17 protein-coding genes are annotated in these 16648 nt (G+C 69.8%); 5 read left to right on the forward strand and 12 right to left on the reverse strand.

The window, feature by feature from the left end:
* Window positions 1-50: 50 nt before the first annotated feature.
* The 5 genes from arsC to AC5I49_RS17215 form a co-directional block, all read right to left on the reverse strand.
* Window positions 51-419, reverse strand: coding sequence for an arsenate reductase (glutaredoxin) (gene arsC / locus AC5I49_RS17195; protein WP_495789646.1), 369 nt, complete (start codon window positions 417-419; stop codon window positions 51-53).
* A gap of 31 nt (window positions 420-450) precedes the next feature.
* On the reverse strand, window positions 451-1767 hold the full coding sequence (locus AC5I49_RS17200; RefSeq protein WP_016447919.1) for a nucleobase:cation symporter-2 family protein: 1317 nt from the start codon (window positions 1765-1767) through the stop codon (window positions 451-453).
* Window positions 1768-1973: 206 nt separating this feature from the next.
* Window positions 1974-3359: an 8-oxoguanine deaminase gene (locus tag AC5I49_RS17205; RefSeq protein WP_013804017.1), complete on the reverse strand. Its 1386-nt coding sequence runs from the start codon at window positions 3357-3359 to the stop codon at window positions 1974-1976.
* Window positions 3360-3471: 112 nt separating this feature from the next.
* Window positions 3472-4380, reverse strand: a complete 909-nt coding sequence (locus AC5I49_RS17210; protein ID WP_016447921.1) for a LysR family transcriptional regulator — start codon at window positions 4378-4380, stop codon at window positions 3472-3474.
* Between the two features lie 57 nt (window positions 4381-4437).
* Window positions 4438-6084, reverse strand: a complete 1647-nt coding sequence (locus AC5I49_RS17215; protein ID WP_495789647.1) for an ABC transporter permease — start codon at window positions 6082-6084, stop codon at window positions 4438-4440.
* A gap of 212 nt (window positions 6085-6296) precedes the next feature.
* Between AC5I49_RS17215 and AC5I49_RS17220 the strand changes: the two genes are divergently transcribed.
* From AC5I49_RS17220 to AC5I49_RS17235, 4 genes are all read left to right on the forward strand, one after another.
* Complete coding sequence (locus tag AC5I49_RS17220; RefSeq protein WP_034347786.1) at window positions 6297-7394, forward strand: ABC transporter ATP-binding protein; 1098 nt, start codon at window positions 6297-6299, stop codon at window positions 7392-7394.
* Window positions 7395-7491: 97 nt separating this feature from the next.
* Window positions 7492-8889, forward strand: coding sequence for a SpoIIE family protein phosphatase (locus AC5I49_RS17225; RefSeq protein ID WP_070080642.1), 1398 nt, complete (start codon window positions 7492-7494; stop codon window positions 8887-8889).
* On the forward strand, window positions 8886-9518 hold the full coding sequence (locus AC5I49_RS17230) for a DUF6272 family protein (protein ID WP_016453196.1): 633 nt from the start codon (window positions 8886-8888) through the stop codon (window positions 9516-9518). The genes AC5I49_RS17225 and AC5I49_RS17230 overlap by 4 nt, the downstream gene beginning before the upstream one ends.
* Before the next feature lie 35 nt (window positions 9519-9553).
* Window positions 9554-9940 carry a DUF1987 domain-containing protein gene (locus AC5I49_RS17235; protein WP_016447926.1) on the forward strand — a complete coding sequence of 129 codons (387 nt, stop codon included), beginning with the start codon at window positions 9554-9556 and terminating at the stop codon, window positions 9938-9940.
* A 25-nt stretch (window positions 9941-9965) separates the two neighbouring features.
* Here AC5I49_RS17235 and AC5I49_RS17240 read toward each other — a convergent pair whose 3' ends face one another.
* The 7 genes from AC5I49_RS17240 to AC5I49_RS17270 all read right to left on the reverse strand — a co-directional run bounded on the left by AC5I49_RS17240 (window position 9966) and on the right by AC5I49_RS17270 (window position 15117).
* Complete coding sequence (locus AC5I49_RS17240; RefSeq protein WP_017406130.1) at window positions 9966-10442, reverse strand: GNAT family N-acetyltransferase; 477 nt, start codon at window positions 10440-10442, stop codon at window positions 9966-9968.
* A gap of 14 nt (window positions 10443-10456) precedes the next feature.
* Complete coding sequence (locus AC5I49_RS17245) at window positions 10457-11206, reverse strand: lysophospholipid acyltransferase family protein (RefSeq protein WP_016453195.1); 750 nt, start codon at window positions 11204-11206, stop codon at window positions 10457-10459.
* Window positions 11207-11208: 2 nt separating this feature from the next.
* Complete coding sequence (locus AC5I49_RS17250; RefSeq protein WP_016453194.1) at window positions 11209-12504, reverse strand: dihydroorotase; 1296 nt, start codon at window positions 12502-12504, stop codon at window positions 11209-11211.
* Window positions 12505-12582: 78 nt separating this feature from the next.
* Window positions 12583-13545 carry an aspartate carbamoyltransferase catalytic subunit gene (locus AC5I49_RS17255; protein ID WP_012203510.1) on the reverse strand — a complete coding sequence of 321 codons (963 nt, stop codon included), beginning with the start codon at window positions 13543-13545 and terminating at the stop codon, window positions 12583-12585.
* Window positions 13546-13547: 2 nt separating this feature from the next.
* Window positions 13548-14066 carry a bifunctional pyr operon transcriptional regulator/uracil phosphoribosyltransferase PyrR gene (pyrR, locus tag AC5I49_RS17260; RefSeq protein ID WP_013804027.1) on the reverse strand — a complete coding sequence of 173 codons (519 nt, stop codon included), beginning with the start codon at window positions 14064-14066 and terminating at the stop codon, window positions 13548-13550.
* A complete protein-coding gene (gene ruvX / locus AC5I49_RS17265) occupies window positions 14063-14521 on the reverse strand; it encodes a Holliday junction resolvase RuvX (protein WP_012203508.1) in 459 nt (152 codons plus the stop codon). Before ruvX ends, pyrR begins: the two co-directional genes overlap by 4 nt.
* The gene (locus tag AC5I49_RS17270; RefSeq protein ID WP_012203507.1) at window positions 14518-15117 is read right to left on the reverse strand and encodes a YqgE/AlgH family protein; all 600 of its coding nucleotides are present in this window, start codon (window positions 15115-15117) and stop codon (window positions 14518-14520) included. Before AC5I49_RS17270 ends, ruvX begins: the two co-directional genes overlap by 4 nt.
* Window positions 15118-15141: 24 nt before the next feature.
* On the opposite strand from AC5I49_RS17270, the gene AC5I49_RS17275 reads away from it, so the two are divergent.
* Window positions 15142-16623 carry a cryptochrome/photolyase family protein gene (locus tag AC5I49_RS17275; protein ID WP_495789648.1) on the forward strand — a complete coding sequence of 494 codons (1482 nt, stop codon included), beginning with the start codon at window positions 15142-15144 and terminating at the stop codon, window positions 16621-16623.
* Window positions 16624-16648: the final 25 nt, after the last annotated feature.

Consider the following 16648-nt stretch of genomic DNA (forward strand, 5'->3'; position numbering starts at 1 on the left):
AAGTCTGAAGGGGCAGACTTAGGCGAGGCTTAGAAGCCTCGCCGTGCATCTCAGATCAGCGCCAGCACCTTCTCCGGCGGGCGGCACAGCGCCGCGCCCTTGGGCGTGACGACGATGGGGCGGTTGAGCAGCACCGGGTGCTCGGCCACGGCGGCGATCAACTGCGCATCGCTGGCCAATGCATCGCCCAGGCCCAGCTCGGCGAAGGCGGCTTCCTTGCTGCGCAGCAGCTCACGCACGGGCATGCCCAGCTGCCGGACCAGGGCCTGCAGTTGCTCAGCGTCCAGGGGCTGGGCGATGTAGTCGACGATGGTCGGCTCTATGCCGTTGTCGCGCAGCAGGGCCAGCGCGCCGCGCGAGTTGCTGCAGCGGTTGTTGTGGTAGATGGTGATGTCGGTGCGGGGGGCGGTGGTGTTCATGGGCCGCAGTGTAGGCCTATGAAAATGCGCCTCAGGCCACGGCTTCTTCGGGATGGGCATCGACCTCGCGGCCGGGCAGCAGCAGGTTCAGCCCCACCGCGACCAGGGCGCCGACGGTAATGCCCGAGCCGAAGACTTCGCGCACGAAGGCAGGCATGCGGGCCAGCAGGTCCGGGCGCACCGTGACCGCCAGGCCGCAGCCCAGCGAGACCGCGATGATCAGGCTGGCACGCCGCGAGTGCTCGGCGCCGCTGAGCATGCGGATGCCGGCAGAAATGATCATGGCAAACATCATCAGCCCCGCGCCGCCGAGCACGGGCTGCGGAATCGTCACCACCAGTGCGCCCAGCACGGGAAAGAGGCCGGCCAGCAGCAGCATGACGCCCGTCAGCATGACCACGTGGCGGCTGGCCACGCCGGTCAGCGAGACCACGCCCACGTTCTGGGCGAAGGTGGACAGCGGAGGGCTGGACATCACGGCGGCAAAGGCCGAGCCCACGCCGTCGCACAGCATGCCGCTGGACAGGCGCTTGCCGTCGATGCGCGTCTGCGTGGCCGCGCCCAGGGCCATGAAGGTGCCCGTGGTCTCGACGATGGTCACCAGAAAGGCGATGGACATGGCGACGATGCCGGCCACCGGAAACGTCATGCCGAAGGTCAGCGGCTGCGGGATGGCGAAGACCGCAGCCTCGCTCACCTGGGTGAAGTCGATCAGGCCCAGCGCCAGGCACAGCACATAGCCGCAGGCGATGCCCAGCACCACGGCCGAGGCAGAGACGATGCCCCTGCCCCACTGCACGAAGCCGATCACCAGCACCAGCACGAAGCCGGCGATGGCCAGGTGGCCGATCGCGCCGTAGTCGCTGCGGCCCATGCCGCCCGCAGCCCAGTCCACGGCGACGGGGGTCAGCGACAGGCCGATCATGGTCACGACCACGCTGGTCACGGTGTGCGGGAAGAAGCGGCGGATCACGGGCATGAAGTAGCTGCCCACGATCATCACCAGCGACCCTACCAGCGAGGAGCCCAGGATGCCGGCCACGCCATGCTCCAGCCCCACGCTGATGCCCGCGCCCACGAAGGCGAAGCTGGTGCCCATGACGCAGGGCAGCCGTATGCCCACGGGCCCCACCCCCCTGCACTGGACGATGGTGACCACGCCCGAGCCCAGCAGCGCTGCATTCACCAGCGCCACGATCTGGTCGGCCGGCAGCTTGAGCGCCCCGCCGAAGACCAGGGGCACGGCGATGATGCCGCCCAGCGCCGCCAGCAGGTGCTGCAGCGACAGAAGCACGGTGGTGATGAGCATTGGCGGTCGGTCTTCCACCTTGTAAAGCAGTTGTTCCATTGTCTTGTCTCCTTGTGTCCTGGCCGTTGGCCTCTTCAGAGGCGCTTGTATGTATGTCGGGGCAGTGGTGCCGGAAAAGGGTGGGGGTCCTGAAAGTGCTGTCCGGGTCTTCGAGCCTCCTGGAGATGCTTCGGGGAAATGGCGCAGGGCGGCAGGTCGGCACCCGCGATGGCCTGGGTGCCGGCCTGCCGCGCTGCAGGGTGATGTCAGTGGCCCGCTGCGCGCTCGAACAGCGTGCGGGCCAGTTCGCGGTGGCGTGTCAGCACGCGCGGCAGGTCGGCCGTGAGCAGGTGGCCGTCACGGACCACGACGCGGCCGTTGATGACGCTGGTGGACACGTCGGTGGGCGTGCAGAACACCAGCGCGGCCACGGGGTCATGGCCTGCGCCCGCGTAGCCCACGCCCGACATGTCGAAGGCCACGAAGTCGGCCGACATGCCCGGCGCCAGCGCGCCGATGTCGTCGCGCCCCAGCACGCGCGCGCCGCCCAGCGTGGCGATCTCCAGCGCCTCGCGCGCGCCCATGGCGGCAGGGCCGTGGCCCACGCGCTGCAGCAGCAGGGCCTGGCGCGCCTCGCCCAGCATGTGGGCGCCGTCGTTGGAGGCGCTGCCGTCCACGCCCAGGCCCACGGGCACGCCCGCATCGCGCATGGTGCGCACGGGTGCGATGCCCGAGGCCAGGCGCATGTTGGAGCACGGGCAATGCGCCACGCCCGTGCCCGTGCGCGCGAACAGCGCAATGCCCTCGGCATCGAGCTTGACGCAGTGGGCATGCCAGACATCGGGGCCGACCCAACCCAGGCTTTCGGCGTACTGCGCGGGGGTGAGGCCGAATTTCTCGCGAGAGAAGGCGACGTCGTTGTCGTTCTCGGCCAGGTGGGTGTGCAGCGACACGCCGTGCGCACGCGCCAGCACGGCGGACTCGCGCATCAGCTCGCGCGTCACCGAAAACGGCGAGCACGGCGCCAGCACCACGCGCAGCATGGAGTGGCGTGCGCTGTCGTGGTACTGCTGGATCAGGCGCAGGCTGTCGCGCAGGATGGCTTCCTCTTCCTCCACCACCGCGTCGGGCGGCAGACCGCCCTTGCTGCGGCCCAGGCTCATGGAGCCGCGCGCCGCATGAAAGCGCATGCCCATCTGCTGCGCAGCGGCGATGGAGTCGTCCAGCCGAGCGCCATTCGGATACAGGTACAGGTGGTCGCTGGTGGTGGTGCAGCCCGACAGCATCAGCTCGGCCATGGCGGTCTGGGTGGAGACGTGGATCATCTCCGGCGTGAGGTGCGACCACAGCATGTACAGGTTGGTGAGCCACGAGAACAGCTCCGCATCCTGCGCGGCCGGCACGGCGCGCGTGAGGCTCTGGTACATGTGGTGGTGCGTGTTGACCAGGCCCGGCATCACCACGCGGCCGCGCATGTCCAGCACCTGGGCCGTGCCGTCGTCCACCATGCGGCGGTACTGCGGCGGCAGATCGGCCGTGGCGCCCACCCATTGCACGGCTGGGCCGTCGGCCACCAGGGCGCCGTCGCGGATCTCGCGGCGCTGCGCATCCATGGTGACGAGTACATCGGCGTTCAGTGCGATCAAGGTCATGGCGTTCTCTTCTTCGAAATGGAAAAGCCGCCAGTCTAGGAAGGACAAGCCATTGCCGATAGCGCTGAATTCCGCCCGATGTGTCCACAAAAAGTGGACAAGCGCCTAAGACTCACCGCCCCCCGGCAAACAGCCTTGCCAGCGCCTGGCCGATGGACTGGGCCATCAGCTCGCCCGCCGCGCTCAACTGCCCCCTGGCCCGGCCGGTCAGCACCAGCGTCTGCCGCCGCAGATGCGCATCGCGCAAAGGCACGAAGACCAGGGCATTGCGGCTGCGCTCCTCCATCACGTCCAGCGGATTGAGCAGGGCAATGCCCTCGCCCAGCATGACCAGGCGCTGGATCAGCGCCATGGAGGTGGACTCGGCCACGGGCGTGACCTCGATGGCGTTGCGCGCAAAGGCTTCGTCCAGCAGGCTGCGGATGGACAGCGGCGGCGCGGGCAGGATGAGCGGATGGCCTATGCACTCGCTGAGCAGCACCGACGATTGGCGTGCCAGCGCATGCCGGGGCGGCACGATGGCGCCGATCTGCCATTCGCTGATGGCCAGCGCGCGCAGCGCGGGGCGTTCGGACAGGTCGTAGGCCAGGCCCAGGTCGGCGTCGCCGCCTTCCACGGCGGCCGCGATGTCGCTCAGGGGCAGGTCGATGATGCGCACCACGATGCCCGGGTGGCGCTGGCGGAATTCATGCACCAGCGAGGGCAGCAGCGAGCCGGCCAGCCCCGTGGTCGCGGCCACGGTGATCTCGCCGCTGCGCGCGCCCTGCAGTTCGGCAATGCGCTCGCGCAGCGCCGCATGCTCGCGCAGCGTGGCGCGCACATGGGCCAGCACCATCTCGCCCGTCGGGGTAAGGCGCAGACGCTTGTGAATGCGCTCGAACAGGGGCGTGCCCAGCTCGGCCTCCAGGTCGAGGATCTGGCGGTTGACGGCCGTGGGGGCCACGTGCAGATGTTCGGCCGCCTTGCGGATGGAACCGCGACGGACTACTTCGTCGAGATAGCGCAGGACTCTGGCGTGCATGGCGCGAGCGTAGCGGGGTTTGCCGGGCCGCGCTTTGCAGCGCCCGGCGGCGCAGGCTCAGCGGGCCGTGCCCGGGCGCTCGGCGCGCAGCGTGCGGCTGAGCATGATCACGGGGATCAGGCCCACCAGCACCAGGGCCAGCGACGGCAGGGCGGCCTCGCCCAGGCGTTCGTCGCGCGCGAGCTGGTAGGCCACGACGGCCAGGGTGTCGCTGTTGAAGGGGCGCAGCACCATGGTGGCGGGCAGCTCCTTCATCACATCGACGAAGACCAGCAGCGCCGCCGCCGCCGTGGAGCGCCTGAGCAGCGGCCAGTGCACGCGCGACAGCATGCCCCAGGCGCCCGCGCCCAGCATGCGGGCCGAGTCGTCCAGGCTGGGCGCGATGCGCGCATAGCCGCTTTGCATGGACTGCAGGGCCACGGCGCAAAAGCGCACCAGGTAGGCCCAGACAATGCCCACGGCGGTGGCCGTGACCAGGCCGGCAAAACCCCATTCGGGCCGCACCTGCTGCACCCAGCCCACGGGCAGCAGCAGGCCGACGACGACCACGGCGCCCGGCACCGCATAGCCCAGGCTGGCCAGTTGCACCACGCCGCGCGTGACGGCCGACTCCTTGTGGCGGCGCACGGCAAACGCCAGGGCCACGGCGATGATGACGGCCAGCACCGAGGTGATGGCGCCCAGGCGCACGCTGTTGAGCGCCCAGTCGAGGAAGCGGTCCCAGGGCAGCACCGACCAGTCGGCCGCCAGCGGGCGCAGCATGAAGAACACGGGCGCCACAAAGCCCATGAGCACGGGCAGCAGGCACACCAGCCAGGCCAACGCGCAGCGCCAGCCGCGCAGGCGCAGCGGCTGCGCCTCGGCCGAGCCGGCACGGCCCGCGCCGCCGGTGACGAAGCGCATGCGCCGCTGCGCGCGCAGCTCCAGCTGCAGCAGCAGCACCACCAGCACCAGCAGGAAGGTGGCCAGCTGCGCGGCGGCAATGCGGTTGTCCATGGACAGCCAGGCCTTGTAGATGCCCGTGGTGAAGGTCTGTATGCCGAAATAGCTGACCACGCCGAAGTCGGCCAGCGTCTCCATCACCACCAGGGCCACGCCAGCGGCCACGGCCGGGCGCGCCAGCGGCAGCGCCACCGACCAGATGCGCCGCGACAGCGGCGCACCCATCAGGCGCGCGGCCTCCATCAGGTGCGCGGCGCGTTCGCCCAGCGCGGTGCGCGCCAGCAGGTAGACATACGGGTAGAGCGAGAAGATGAAGACCCAGACCGCGCCGCCGAGGCTGCGCACCTCGGGCAGGAGCCGGCCTTCCAGGCCATAGGTGTCGCGCAGCCAGGTCTGCAGCGGGCCGCTGAACTGCAGGAAGTCGGTATAGGCATAGGCAGTGACATAGGCCGGCATGGCCAGCGGCAGCAGCAGCAGCCATTCCAGTTGGCGCCGGCCGCGGAAGTCGAACAGCGTCACGGCCGCCGCCGTGCCCGTGCCCACGATGGCCGCGCCCAGCGCCACCAGCAGGCCCAGCCAGACCGTGGTCCACAGATAGCCGGGCAGCACGGTGGCCGCCATCTCGCGCAGGATGGAGCCGGCCAGGGCATCGCCCTGCCCCAGAGGCAGCCAGGAGCCGAGCACGGCCAGCACGGGCAGCATCAGCACCAGGGCCAGCAGGAGCAGGGGAAGGGAGCGGAGTACGGACGACAGACGGCGCAAAGCGGAGGTCTCGGCTAGAGGATGAGGGGGAGGATCTGGCTGCCGGGCTATGGAACGGGCCGGGATCCGCGGCAGCCACCGGCCTGTGGGCCGAGGTGCCGCCGAGACCGGACGTGCCTGCGGGCTGCTGGAGTCGGCGGGCTCCGGGCATGCCCCTGGCCCGCCAATGCAAATGCGAATTCTATTCATTTGCGCGGTTCTACAATCGCCGCATGTTTTTGACCGTCTCCCAACTCGAGGTGCGCTACCCGGGCCGCGACAGGCCTGCCGTGCAGGGCGTCACGCTGAATCTGGCCGCTGGCGACATCGGCGTGCTCATCGGCCCCTCGGGCTGCGGCAAGACCACGCTGCTGCGTGCCGTGGCGGGCCTGGAGCCCGTGAGCGGCGGCGAGATCCGCATCGACGGCCAGCTCGTGGGCAGCGCGGATTTCTCGCTCCCTCCCGAGCAGCGGCGCATCGGCATGGTGTTCCAGGACTATGCGCTGTTCCCCCATCTGAACGTGGGACGCAACGTGGCCTTCGGCATCCACCATCTGCCCAAGGCGCGCCAGGCCGAGCGCGTGGCCGAGGTGCTGGAGCTGGTGGGCCTGGCCGGCAGTGCAGGAAGGTTTCCGCACGAGCTGTCAGGCGGCCAGCAGCAGCGCGTGGCGCTGGCCCGCGCGCTGGCGCCCAGCCCGCAGCTGATGCTGCTGGACGAGCCGTTTTCCAACCTCGACGTGGACCTGCGCGAGCGCCTGGCGCATGAGGTGCGCGGCATCCTCAAGGCCGCAGGCGCCACGGCCCTGTTCGTCACGCACGACCAGCTGGAGGCATTTGCCATCGGCGACATGATCGGCGTGGTCCACCAGGGGCAGCTGCAGCAGTGGGACGACGCCTATTCGCTGTACCACCGGCCGGCCACGCGCTTCGTGGCGGACTTCATCGGCCACGGCGTCTTCGTGCCGGCCACGCTGGCCCACAGCGGTGCCGGCGGCGTGGTGGCGCGCACGGCGCTGGGCGATCTGGTCGATCCGGCCACCTGCCCGCTGCCTGCGCAGTTTGCGGACGGCGAGTGCGATGTGCTGCTGCGCGCCGACGATGTGGTGCACGACGATGCCTCGCCCGTGCAGGCGCGCATCCTGCGCAAGGCGTTTCGCGGCTCGGAGTTCCTCTACACGCTGGAGCTGGCCAGCGGCCACAGCGTGCTGGCCCATGTGCCCAGCCACCACGACCATGCGGTGGGCGAGTGGGTGGGCATACGGCTGGACATGAATCACGTGGTCGCCTTCCCGCGCGAGAGACAGGGCACTGCGCAGACCGCAGCGGCCTGAGCAGGCGGCCGCCGCCGCGCCGTCCAGGCCTTTGTCATCCGACGGTCATGGGTGAAACCCAGAATCTGTCACATCTTGTGACAATTCAAGGCCACCCATGTTTGCTCTGGACCCCTCCTCCACGCAGCACGCTGCATCTGCTCCGACACCGGTTCCGGCGCTTGCCCCTGCGCCCGCCGCGCCACGCCTGCTGGCCCGCGCAGGCCAGCTCAGCCAGCCCACGGCGCCGATTCCCCCCGACACCAGCAACGAGGACGTGCACCGGCTGTTCAGCGAGCAGCCCCTGCTCGAAACCCTGGCCGTGGTGGCCGACGACCGGCCGCTGGGCCTGATCAACCGCCAGCGCTTCATGGAGCAGTACGCGCGGCCCTTTGCGCGCGACGTGTTCGGCCGCCGCAGCTGCCTGGTATTCACCGACACCGCGCCCATGGTGGTGGCGGCCGGCCTGCCCATCGACCAGCTGGTGCAGCAGGCGCTGGCCAGCGGCAGCCGCGTGCTCAAGGACGGCTTCATCACCGTCGAGGAAGGCCGCTATGCAGGCATAGGCACGGGCCACGCGCTGATGGCCGCCATGTCAGACATCGAGGCCGACAAGACGCGCCAGCTCATGGCCAGCATCGACTACGCCAGCCTGATCCAGCGCTCGCACCTGGTCGAGTCCGACCGCGTGCTGGCCAGCCAGCTGGCCGACCACGGCCTGCTGTGGGAGCCGCGCGACGTGGTGGGCGGCGATGCGTATTTCTTCCGTGCCACACCGCAGGGCCTGCTGGGCTGCATGTTCGACTGCACGGGCCACGGCGTGCCGGGCGCCTTCATGACGCTGATTGCGCTGTCCTTCCTCGAACAGGCCGTGGCGCCTGCAGGTATCGGCACCAGTACCGGCACCGGCGCCGCCATCGACCCCGGCGCCCTGCTGGGCCAGATGAACCGCTACATCAAGCGCGTGCTGCAGCAGCGCACCCGCGACGCCCAGCCGGCCTGGGGCGCACCAGCGGCCCCCGCCGACGGCCTGCCGGCGGAGAAGACCTCCAGCGACGGCCTGGACGCCGCGCTGTTCCTGCAGTCGCCCTGCGGCACGCAACTGCGCTTTGCATCGGCCCGGCTGGACCTGCTGGTGGCGCCACCCGGCGTGCAGGAGGCGGCCCAGGTGCAGATCCATGCCGGCGACAAGCTGGGCATAGGCTATGCGACCACGCCCGACGACGCAGCCTGGAGCACGCAGGTGCTGGAGGTCGCGCCTGGCTCGCTGCTGATGGTGGCCACCGATGGCGTCATCGACCAGTTGGGCGGCCCGCGCCAGATCGCCCACGGCAGAAAGCGCCTGGCGCGCTTCCTGCACGAGCAGCAGGACCGCCCCGCCGCCCAGGCCTGCGCCGAATTCCGGCAGGCCTTCGCCCAGTGGCAGGGCACGCAGCGCCGGCGCGACGATGTGTCTCTGCTGGTCTGGCGCAACCAGGCCCTGCAGCCCGCCACCTGCGTGCAAGGCCAGCCATGAGCCCGGCCGAATTCGCTCAGCTGCGCGCCCAGGCCGAGCACAACGGCCTGCTGCTGTACTACGCGGGCACCTTCAACCCCCACGTGATCCAGGCGGCGGCCGACACGCTCAAGAGCCGCCTGGCCAGCGAGGACGGATCGAGCAGCGCCAAGCGCAAGCTGTTTTCCACCTTCATCGAGATGGCGCAGAACGTGCTGCACTACGCAGCGCCCCTGCCTGCGGCCGACACCGGCCCCCGCCAGGCGCTCAGCGCGCCCGTGCCACAGGGCGCCATCGGCGTGGGCCGCATCGATGCGCTGGCCTGCGCCCAGGAGGCGGGCGCCGAGCCGGCGCCGGCCCGCTTCTGGATCGCCTGCAGCAATGCCGTGCGCAGCGAGCATGTGCCGCGCCTGGCCGCCAAGCTGGATGCCGTGCGCGCCATGAGCCACCCCGAGATCAAGGCCGCCTACAAGGCCCAGCTGCACAACACGGACCACGGCACCAGCGACGACATCAGCCGGGGCGCGGGCCTGGGCTGGCTGACCATTGCGCGCGATGCCTCGGCACCGCTGCAGTACCACATCGCCACGGGAGAGGACGCCGCCGAGACCGCGCCCCATGCCGTATTCCACGTCAAGGCGCTGATCTGAACGCCGGGCGTCCTTCAACGAACCGACCTGCCGCCATGCAAGCATTGAAATCCGAACGCACCTCCGTCACGCCCGAAGTGGTCTTCTCGCCGGCCGAGCAGCTTCTGCGCATCGAAGGCGAGTGCTATCCCGAAAACCCCCTGCCCTTCTTCAACCCCATCCTGTCCATGCTGGGCCGGTATTTCGAGGCCAGCCAGCCCCCTCGCTTCGTGGCCGAGATGAAGCTGCAGTACATCAACAGCGCCTCCACCATGGGCCTGCGCTCGCTGTTCGCGCTGCTGGACCAGGCCGGGCAAAAGGGCACGGACATCCGCGTGGTCTGGGCCTTTGACGAGGAGGACGACGCCATCGAGGAACTGGGCGCCGACCTGGTGGAGGACTTCGCCAACCTGGTGCTGGAGCGACAGCCCTACAGCAACTGAGGGCAGGCCTGCTCCGCCCTGGCCTTCAGGCCAGCGGCTTGCCCATGAGCACCGTGGTCAGGCCGCAGTCCCATTCCTCGTCGGGATAGGTGTCCAGCGTGGCATATCCCTGCGCCGTGTAAAAGCCCAGGGCCTGGGTGTTGAAGCTGTCGGTCTCCAGCCGCACCTGGGCGTGGCCGTCGGCGCGCATGGCCTGCTCCGCGTGGGCCAGCAGCGCACGGCCCACGCCGCGCCCCTGCCAGGCCGGCAGCACATGCAGGGCGCCGATGAAGTCATCCACGCGGTCCACGAAGCCGGCCACCACGCCATCGCACTCGGCCACCCAGAACAGGTGGCCGCGCGACTGCACGTACTGCGCGGTGCGGCCCGAGGCGCGGAACCGCGCATCCTTGTCCGCCGTCAGCTGGGGCTTCCAGGTGCTCTCGTAGGTGGCCCAGAGAACGGCGTTCAGGGCAGCGGTGTCATCAGGCCGCGCGGGCCGGAGCGTGAGAGTGTCAGTCATGACGCTGGCAAGGTTCAGGCCTGGCGCAGCCGGTCCACCTCGGCATGCAGGTCCTGGGCCCAGACGCGGCGGTCGCGGCCATCGGCCGTCTGCGGCTGGCCATAGTGGACGGCGGCGACCAGATCGTCGGCACACAGCGTGCGCCAGATGGAGCCCAGCAGGGTTTCATCGCCCTCGTAGCTGGGCGCGTGGCTGATCTGCCCGGTGGCGCCGTCGATGAAGCGCAGGCCCACGGGCAGCACGGGCGCACCGATCTGCACGGCCGCCTGCAGCAAATTGGCATGGAAGGGCAGCAGCTTGCGGCCGTCGCCCGTCGTACCTTCGGGGAAGATGGCCAGGATCTCGCGGCGCTGCAAGGATTCCTCCATGCTCTGCACCATGCGCCGCGCATCGCGGCGCGAGGTGCGCTCGATGTACAGCGTGCCCGCCGCCGTGGCCAGCGTGCCGATCAGCGGCCAGCCCTTGACGTCGGACTTGGAGATGAAGCGGCAATGCCGCGCCGCATGCAGCACGGGAATGTCGAGCCAGGAAATATGGTTGCTGACCATGAGCACGGGGCCCTGGCTCGGCGGCTCGCCCTGGATCTCCAGGCGCACGCCCGCATGGGCCAGCAACTGCAGGGCCCAGGCCTGCACATGGGCGTGCTGGCGCTCCTCGGGCAGCTGCGGAAAGCGCAGGGCCACGATCCACAGCCCCTTGCACACATGGCCGAACAGGCGCGCTGCGCGCAGCGTGGCGCGCCCTCCCCTGCGCAGACGGCTCATGTTCAGCGGCGTTCGAATGCCACGCGGCCATCGACCAGGGTGCAGCGCACACGGGCCGGCAGTTCGTAGCCGCCGAAGGGCGTGCTCTTGCCCTGGCTGGCCAGCTCCTGGGGCTTGACCGTCCAGGCCGCCTGCGGATCGACGATGCACAGGTCGGCCACGCCGCCCTCGGCCAGCCGGCCCAGCTGCCCCTGCAGCTCGCCCAGCGCCGATCCCAGCACCTGCACGGGCGATGCCGTGATGGCGGCCAGGGCACGGTTCAAAGGCACGCCACCGTCCTGCGACCACTTGACGGCCAGCGACAGCAGCAGCTCCACGCCCGTGGCGCCGGGCTCGGCCTCGGCAAAGGGCAGGACCTTGGCATCCTCATCGACGGGCGTGTGGTCGGAGACCAGGGCGTCGATGGTGCCATCGGCCAGCGCGGCAGACAGCGCATCGCGGTCGCGCTGCTGGCGCAGCGGCGGCGTGACGCGGGCGCTGCTGTCGAAGTAGCCGATGTCGGTATCGGTCAGGTGCAGCGAGTTGATGGACACGTCGGCCGTGACCTGCAGGCCTTCGGCCTTGGCACGGCGCACCAGTTCCACGCCTGCGGCGCTGGACAGGCGGCACAGGTGCACGCGCGCCTGGGTGCCGCGCATCAGCTCGAAGATGGTGTGCAGGGCAATCGTCTCGGCCGCCACGGGCACGCCGGACAGGCCCATGCGCGTGGCCAGCGGGCCGCTGGCGGCCACGCCCTTGCCCAGGTACAGCTCCTGCGGGCGCAGCCACACGGTGTAGCCGTAGGTGGCCGCATACGCCAGGGCGCGCTGCAGGGTCTGGGTGCTGGTCATGGGCACCTCGGCCTGGCCGAAGCCGATGCAGCCGGACTCGGTCAGCTCGGCCATTTCGGTCAGCACCTCGCCCTTGAGGCCCAGCGTCAGCGCGCCCAGCGGGAACAGGCGCGACTGGTGCAGCTTCTCGGCGCGGAACTTGAGCATCTCCACCAGGCCCTGCTCGTCGAGCACGGGATCGGTATCAGGCGGGCAGACCAGGCTGGTCACGCCACCGGCCACCGAGGCGGCCATCTCGGACTGCAGCATGCCTTCGTGCTCGTGGCCGGGCTCGCGCAGGCGCACGGCCAGATCGACCAGGCCCGGCAGCACCCAGCAGCCGGCGGCATCGATCTCGCGTTCTGCGGCAAATCCCTCGGGCGCCTTGCCGATGGCCAACACCTTGCCGCCGTCGATGGCCACGTCGGCCTGCTGGTCCAGGCCCCGTGCCGGGTCCATCACTCGGCCGTTGCGGATGAGTATCTTCATGGTTTGCTACCCCGTAGACCGCAGGCGGCGCATGGGCTGCGGCCTGCGGCGATCAAAAACATTTGCGTGTGTGGAGGCTCAAGCCTCGTTGCCGGCGACGATGGACATGACGGCCATGCGGACCGCGATGCCGAAGGACACCTGCGACAGGATCACGGCCTGCGGGCCATCGACCACTTCGGAGTCGATCTCCACGCCGCGGTTGATGGGTCCCGGGTGCATGACGATGGCGTCCGGCTTGGCCAGGCGCAGCTTCTCGGCCGTGAGGCCGAAGCTCTTGAAGTATTCCTGGCTGGAGGGCAGCAGGGCGCCGCTCATGCGCTCGTTCTGCAGGCGCAGCATGATGATCACGTCGCAGTCCCGGATGCCCTCTTCCAGCGTGTGGAAGACGCGCACGCCCATCTGCGCCAGGTCCGGCGGCACCAGGGTGCGCGGGCCGACAACGCGCACTTCGGCCGCGCCCAGCGTGGTCAGCGCATGGATGTCGGAGCGCGCCACGCGCGAATGCAGCACATCGCCCACGATGGCCACGCGCAGGTTGGCGAAGTCCTTCTTGTAGTGGCGGATGGTGTACATGTCCAGCAGCCCCTGCGTGGGGTGGGCGTGGCGGCCGTCGCCGGCATTGACCACGTGGACATGGGGCGCCACATGCTGGGCGATGAGGTAGGGCGCGCCCGACTCGCTGTGGCGCACGACGAAGATGTCGGCGGCCATGGCCGAGAGGTTGGCGATGGTGTCCAGCAGCGACTCGCCCTTGCTGGCCGAGCTGCGCGCGATGTCCAGGTTGAACACGTCGGCCGACAGGCGCTTGGCCGCGATCTCGAACGTGGTGCGCGTGCGCGTGCTGTTCTCGAAGAACAGGTTGAACACGCTCTTGCCGCGCAGCAGCGGCACCTTCTTGACCTCGCGGTCATTGACGCTGACGAAGTTGGCCGCCGTGTCCAGGATGTGGGTCAGGATGTCCTTGGACAGTCCTTCGGTGGACAGCAGGTGGATCAGTTCGCCGTTCTTGTTGAGCTGGGGATTGCGCTTGTACAGCACGGTCAGGCCTCTTGGATGCGGAATTGGAAGACGCCGGCGTCATCGCGCGCCAGCGACAGCAGGCGGTCGGCCGGCAGCGCGATGCGCGCGGCGGCGAAGTCGGCCTGGAAGGGCAGCTCGCGCCCGCCCCGGTCCACCAGCACCGCCAGGCGCACGCAGGCCGGGCGGCCGTAGTCATAGAGTTCGTTGAGCACGGCGCGCACGGTGCGGCCGGTGTAGAGCACGTCGTCCAGCACCAGGATGTCGGCGCCGTTGACGTCAAAGTCGATCTGCGTCTGGGCGCTGGTGGCCATGCCGCGCTGCGCGAAGTCGTCGCGGTGCAGGGCCGAGGACAGCACGCTGGGGTTGCCGGGCAGGTTCAGGTCCTTGTGCAGCCGCTCCACCAGCCAGGCGCCGCCCGAGGTGATGCCGGCCAGGCGGGTTTCAGGCCCCATGAGGCTGCGCACGCCGCGCAGCAGTTCGCGGTACAGGGCCTCGGCGTCCAGCACCAGGCTGCCGGCTCCCGCAATGGATTCACTCATGGAAGACTCCTCAAAAACTGTTCAAGAATGATGCAGGCCGAGGCCGCATCGGCATCCCTTGCGCCACCGGCCAGGGCCTCGGTGGTGCTGTAGCGCTCGTCCACCTCGTAGACAGGCAGGCCGAAGCGGCTCTTGAGCTGGCGGCCGAACTTCTTCGCCCGCGCCGTGTTCTCGTGCGCGTTGCCGTCGGGGTGGTAGGGCACGCCGATGACCAGCGCATCGGGCTGCCACTCCTTGATGCGCTCGCCGGCCTGGGCCAGGCGGGCCTCGCCGGCCTCGGCGCGGATGGTGGGCAGCGGGTTGGCCGAGCGCAGCATGCGCGTGCCCACGGCGCAGCCCGTGCGCTTGGCCCCGAAATCGAAGGCCACGAAACTCTGGAAATGGGAGGGAACGGTGGGCGGCACGGCCGTGCCGGCTGCCGCTGCTGCCTGGGACTCGGGAGCGGGCAGGCTCATGCGCGCCCCGCTTCGGGCGAGATCATCCAGCGCTGCAGGCCCAGCAGGCCCAGGGCGCGGTCATAGCGGTCGTCGACCGGGGTATCGAAGATGACGTTGGCGTCGGCGCCCACCGTGAGCCAGGCGTTTTCGGCCAGCTCCGACTCCAGCTGGCCCTCGCCCCAGGAGGCATAGCCCAGGGTGACCAGCAGGCGCTTGGGGCCTGCGCCATCGGACAGGGCTTCGAGCACGTCCTTGGAGGTGGTCATCTCCAGGCCGCCGGGAATGGTCATGGTCGAGGCGTAGGCGGACTCGTCGTCGGGCGCGCCTTCGATCACCATGGGATCGTGCAGCACGAAGCCGCGATCGGTCTGTACGGGCCCGCCGTTGAAGACACGGTTGCCGCGAAGGTCCTCGCGGCCCAGGGCCAGATCCACCTTTTCCAGCAGGCCTTCCAGCGTAAGCTGCGAGGGCTTGTTGATAATCAGACCGAGCGCACCGCGCTCGCTGTGTTCGCACAGGTAGATCACACTGCGCGAGAACGCTTCGTCTTCCAGGCCAGGCATGGCAATCAGGAAGTGGTGCGTCAGATTGATAGGCGCAGTTTCAGCAGACATAACGACGGATTTTACCGGCGATCCATGCCACCTTCTTACCCTGTGGGCTTGGTCTGGCTGCGGCGCGACCTGCGCCTGTCCGACCATGCCGCCCTCTACCATGCGCTGCGCCAGTGCCGGCAGGTGCATTGCGTGTTCATCTTCGACGACGACATCCTCGCCCCCCTGCCCCGTGCCGACCGGCGCGTGGAGTTCATCTGCCAGAGCCTGGCGGGCCTGGACGATGCGCTGCGCGAGGCCTCGGGCCGCGCCGACACCGGCCTCATCGTGCGCCGCGGCCGGCCCGCTGAGCAGATCCCGGCCCTGGCCAGGCAGCTCGGCGCCCAGGCCGTGTTCTGCAACTGGGACGACGAGCCCGACGCACTGGCCCGCGACGCCCGCGTGCGCCAGGCCCTGGCCGCCGAGGGCGTGGCCCTGCACAGCTTCAAGGACCACATGGTCTTTGCGCGCGACGAGGTGCTGACCCAGGCCGGCGCGCCGTTCTCGGTGTTCACCCCGTACAAGAACGCCTGGCTGCGCCAGGTCACGCCCTTCTTCCTGTCCGCCTATCCCAGCGAGCGCGACCTGCCCGAGCGCCTGGCGCCACGCCCCGAAGGCGAGCGCCGCCCCGTGCCCACCGCAGCCGACCTGGGCTTTGAGGCCGGCACGCTGGACGGCCTGCGCCTGCCCACGGGCTGCGCTGGCGCCGAGGAGCTGCTGGCCGACTTCCTGCCGCGCCTGCCGCGCTACAGGCAGGCGCGCGACTTTCCCGCCGTCAAGGGCCCCAGCTACCTGAGCGTGCACCTGCGCTTCGGCACGGTCTCCATCCGCCGCCTGGCAAGGCTGGCCTGGGAGCAGACGCAGCAGCAGCCGCACGACAGCGAGGGAGCCGCCACCTGGCTGTCCGAGCTGGTCTGGCGCGACTTCTATTTCCAGATCCTGGCCCACCATCCGCACGTGGTGCACGCCAGCTTCAAGCCCGCCTACGACGCCATCGTGTGGGATACCGGCCCCGAGGCCGATGCGCTGTACGCCGCCTGGTGCGAGGGCCGCACCGGCTATCCGCTGGTCGATGCCGCCATGCGCCAGCTCAACACCACGGGCTACATGCACAACCGGCTGCGCATGGTGGCGGCCAGCTTCCTGGTCAAGGATCTGGGCATAGACTGGCGCCGGGGCGAGGCCTGGTTTGCGCGCCAGCTCAACGACTTCGACCTGGCGGCCAACAACGGCGGCTGGCAGTGGGCGGCCTCCACGGGCTGCGACGCCCAGCCCTGGTTCCGCATCTTCAACCCCATCACGCAAAGCCAGAAGTTCGATGCCGACGCGCGCTTCATCGAGCGCTACGTGCCCGAGCTGGCCTGCCTGCCCGCCGCGCTGCGCCACGCGCCCTGGCAGGCCCGGCCGCTGGAGCTGGCCGAGGCCGGCGTGGTGCTGGGCACGGACTATCCCCATCCCGTGGTGGACCACGCAGCCGCGCGCGAGCGCACGCTGGCCCGCTACGGCGTGGTCAAGCAGGCCAGCTGAAGGAAGCCGGTGCAAAGACACCGGA

Source organism: Delftia sp., from assembly GCF_059499305.1.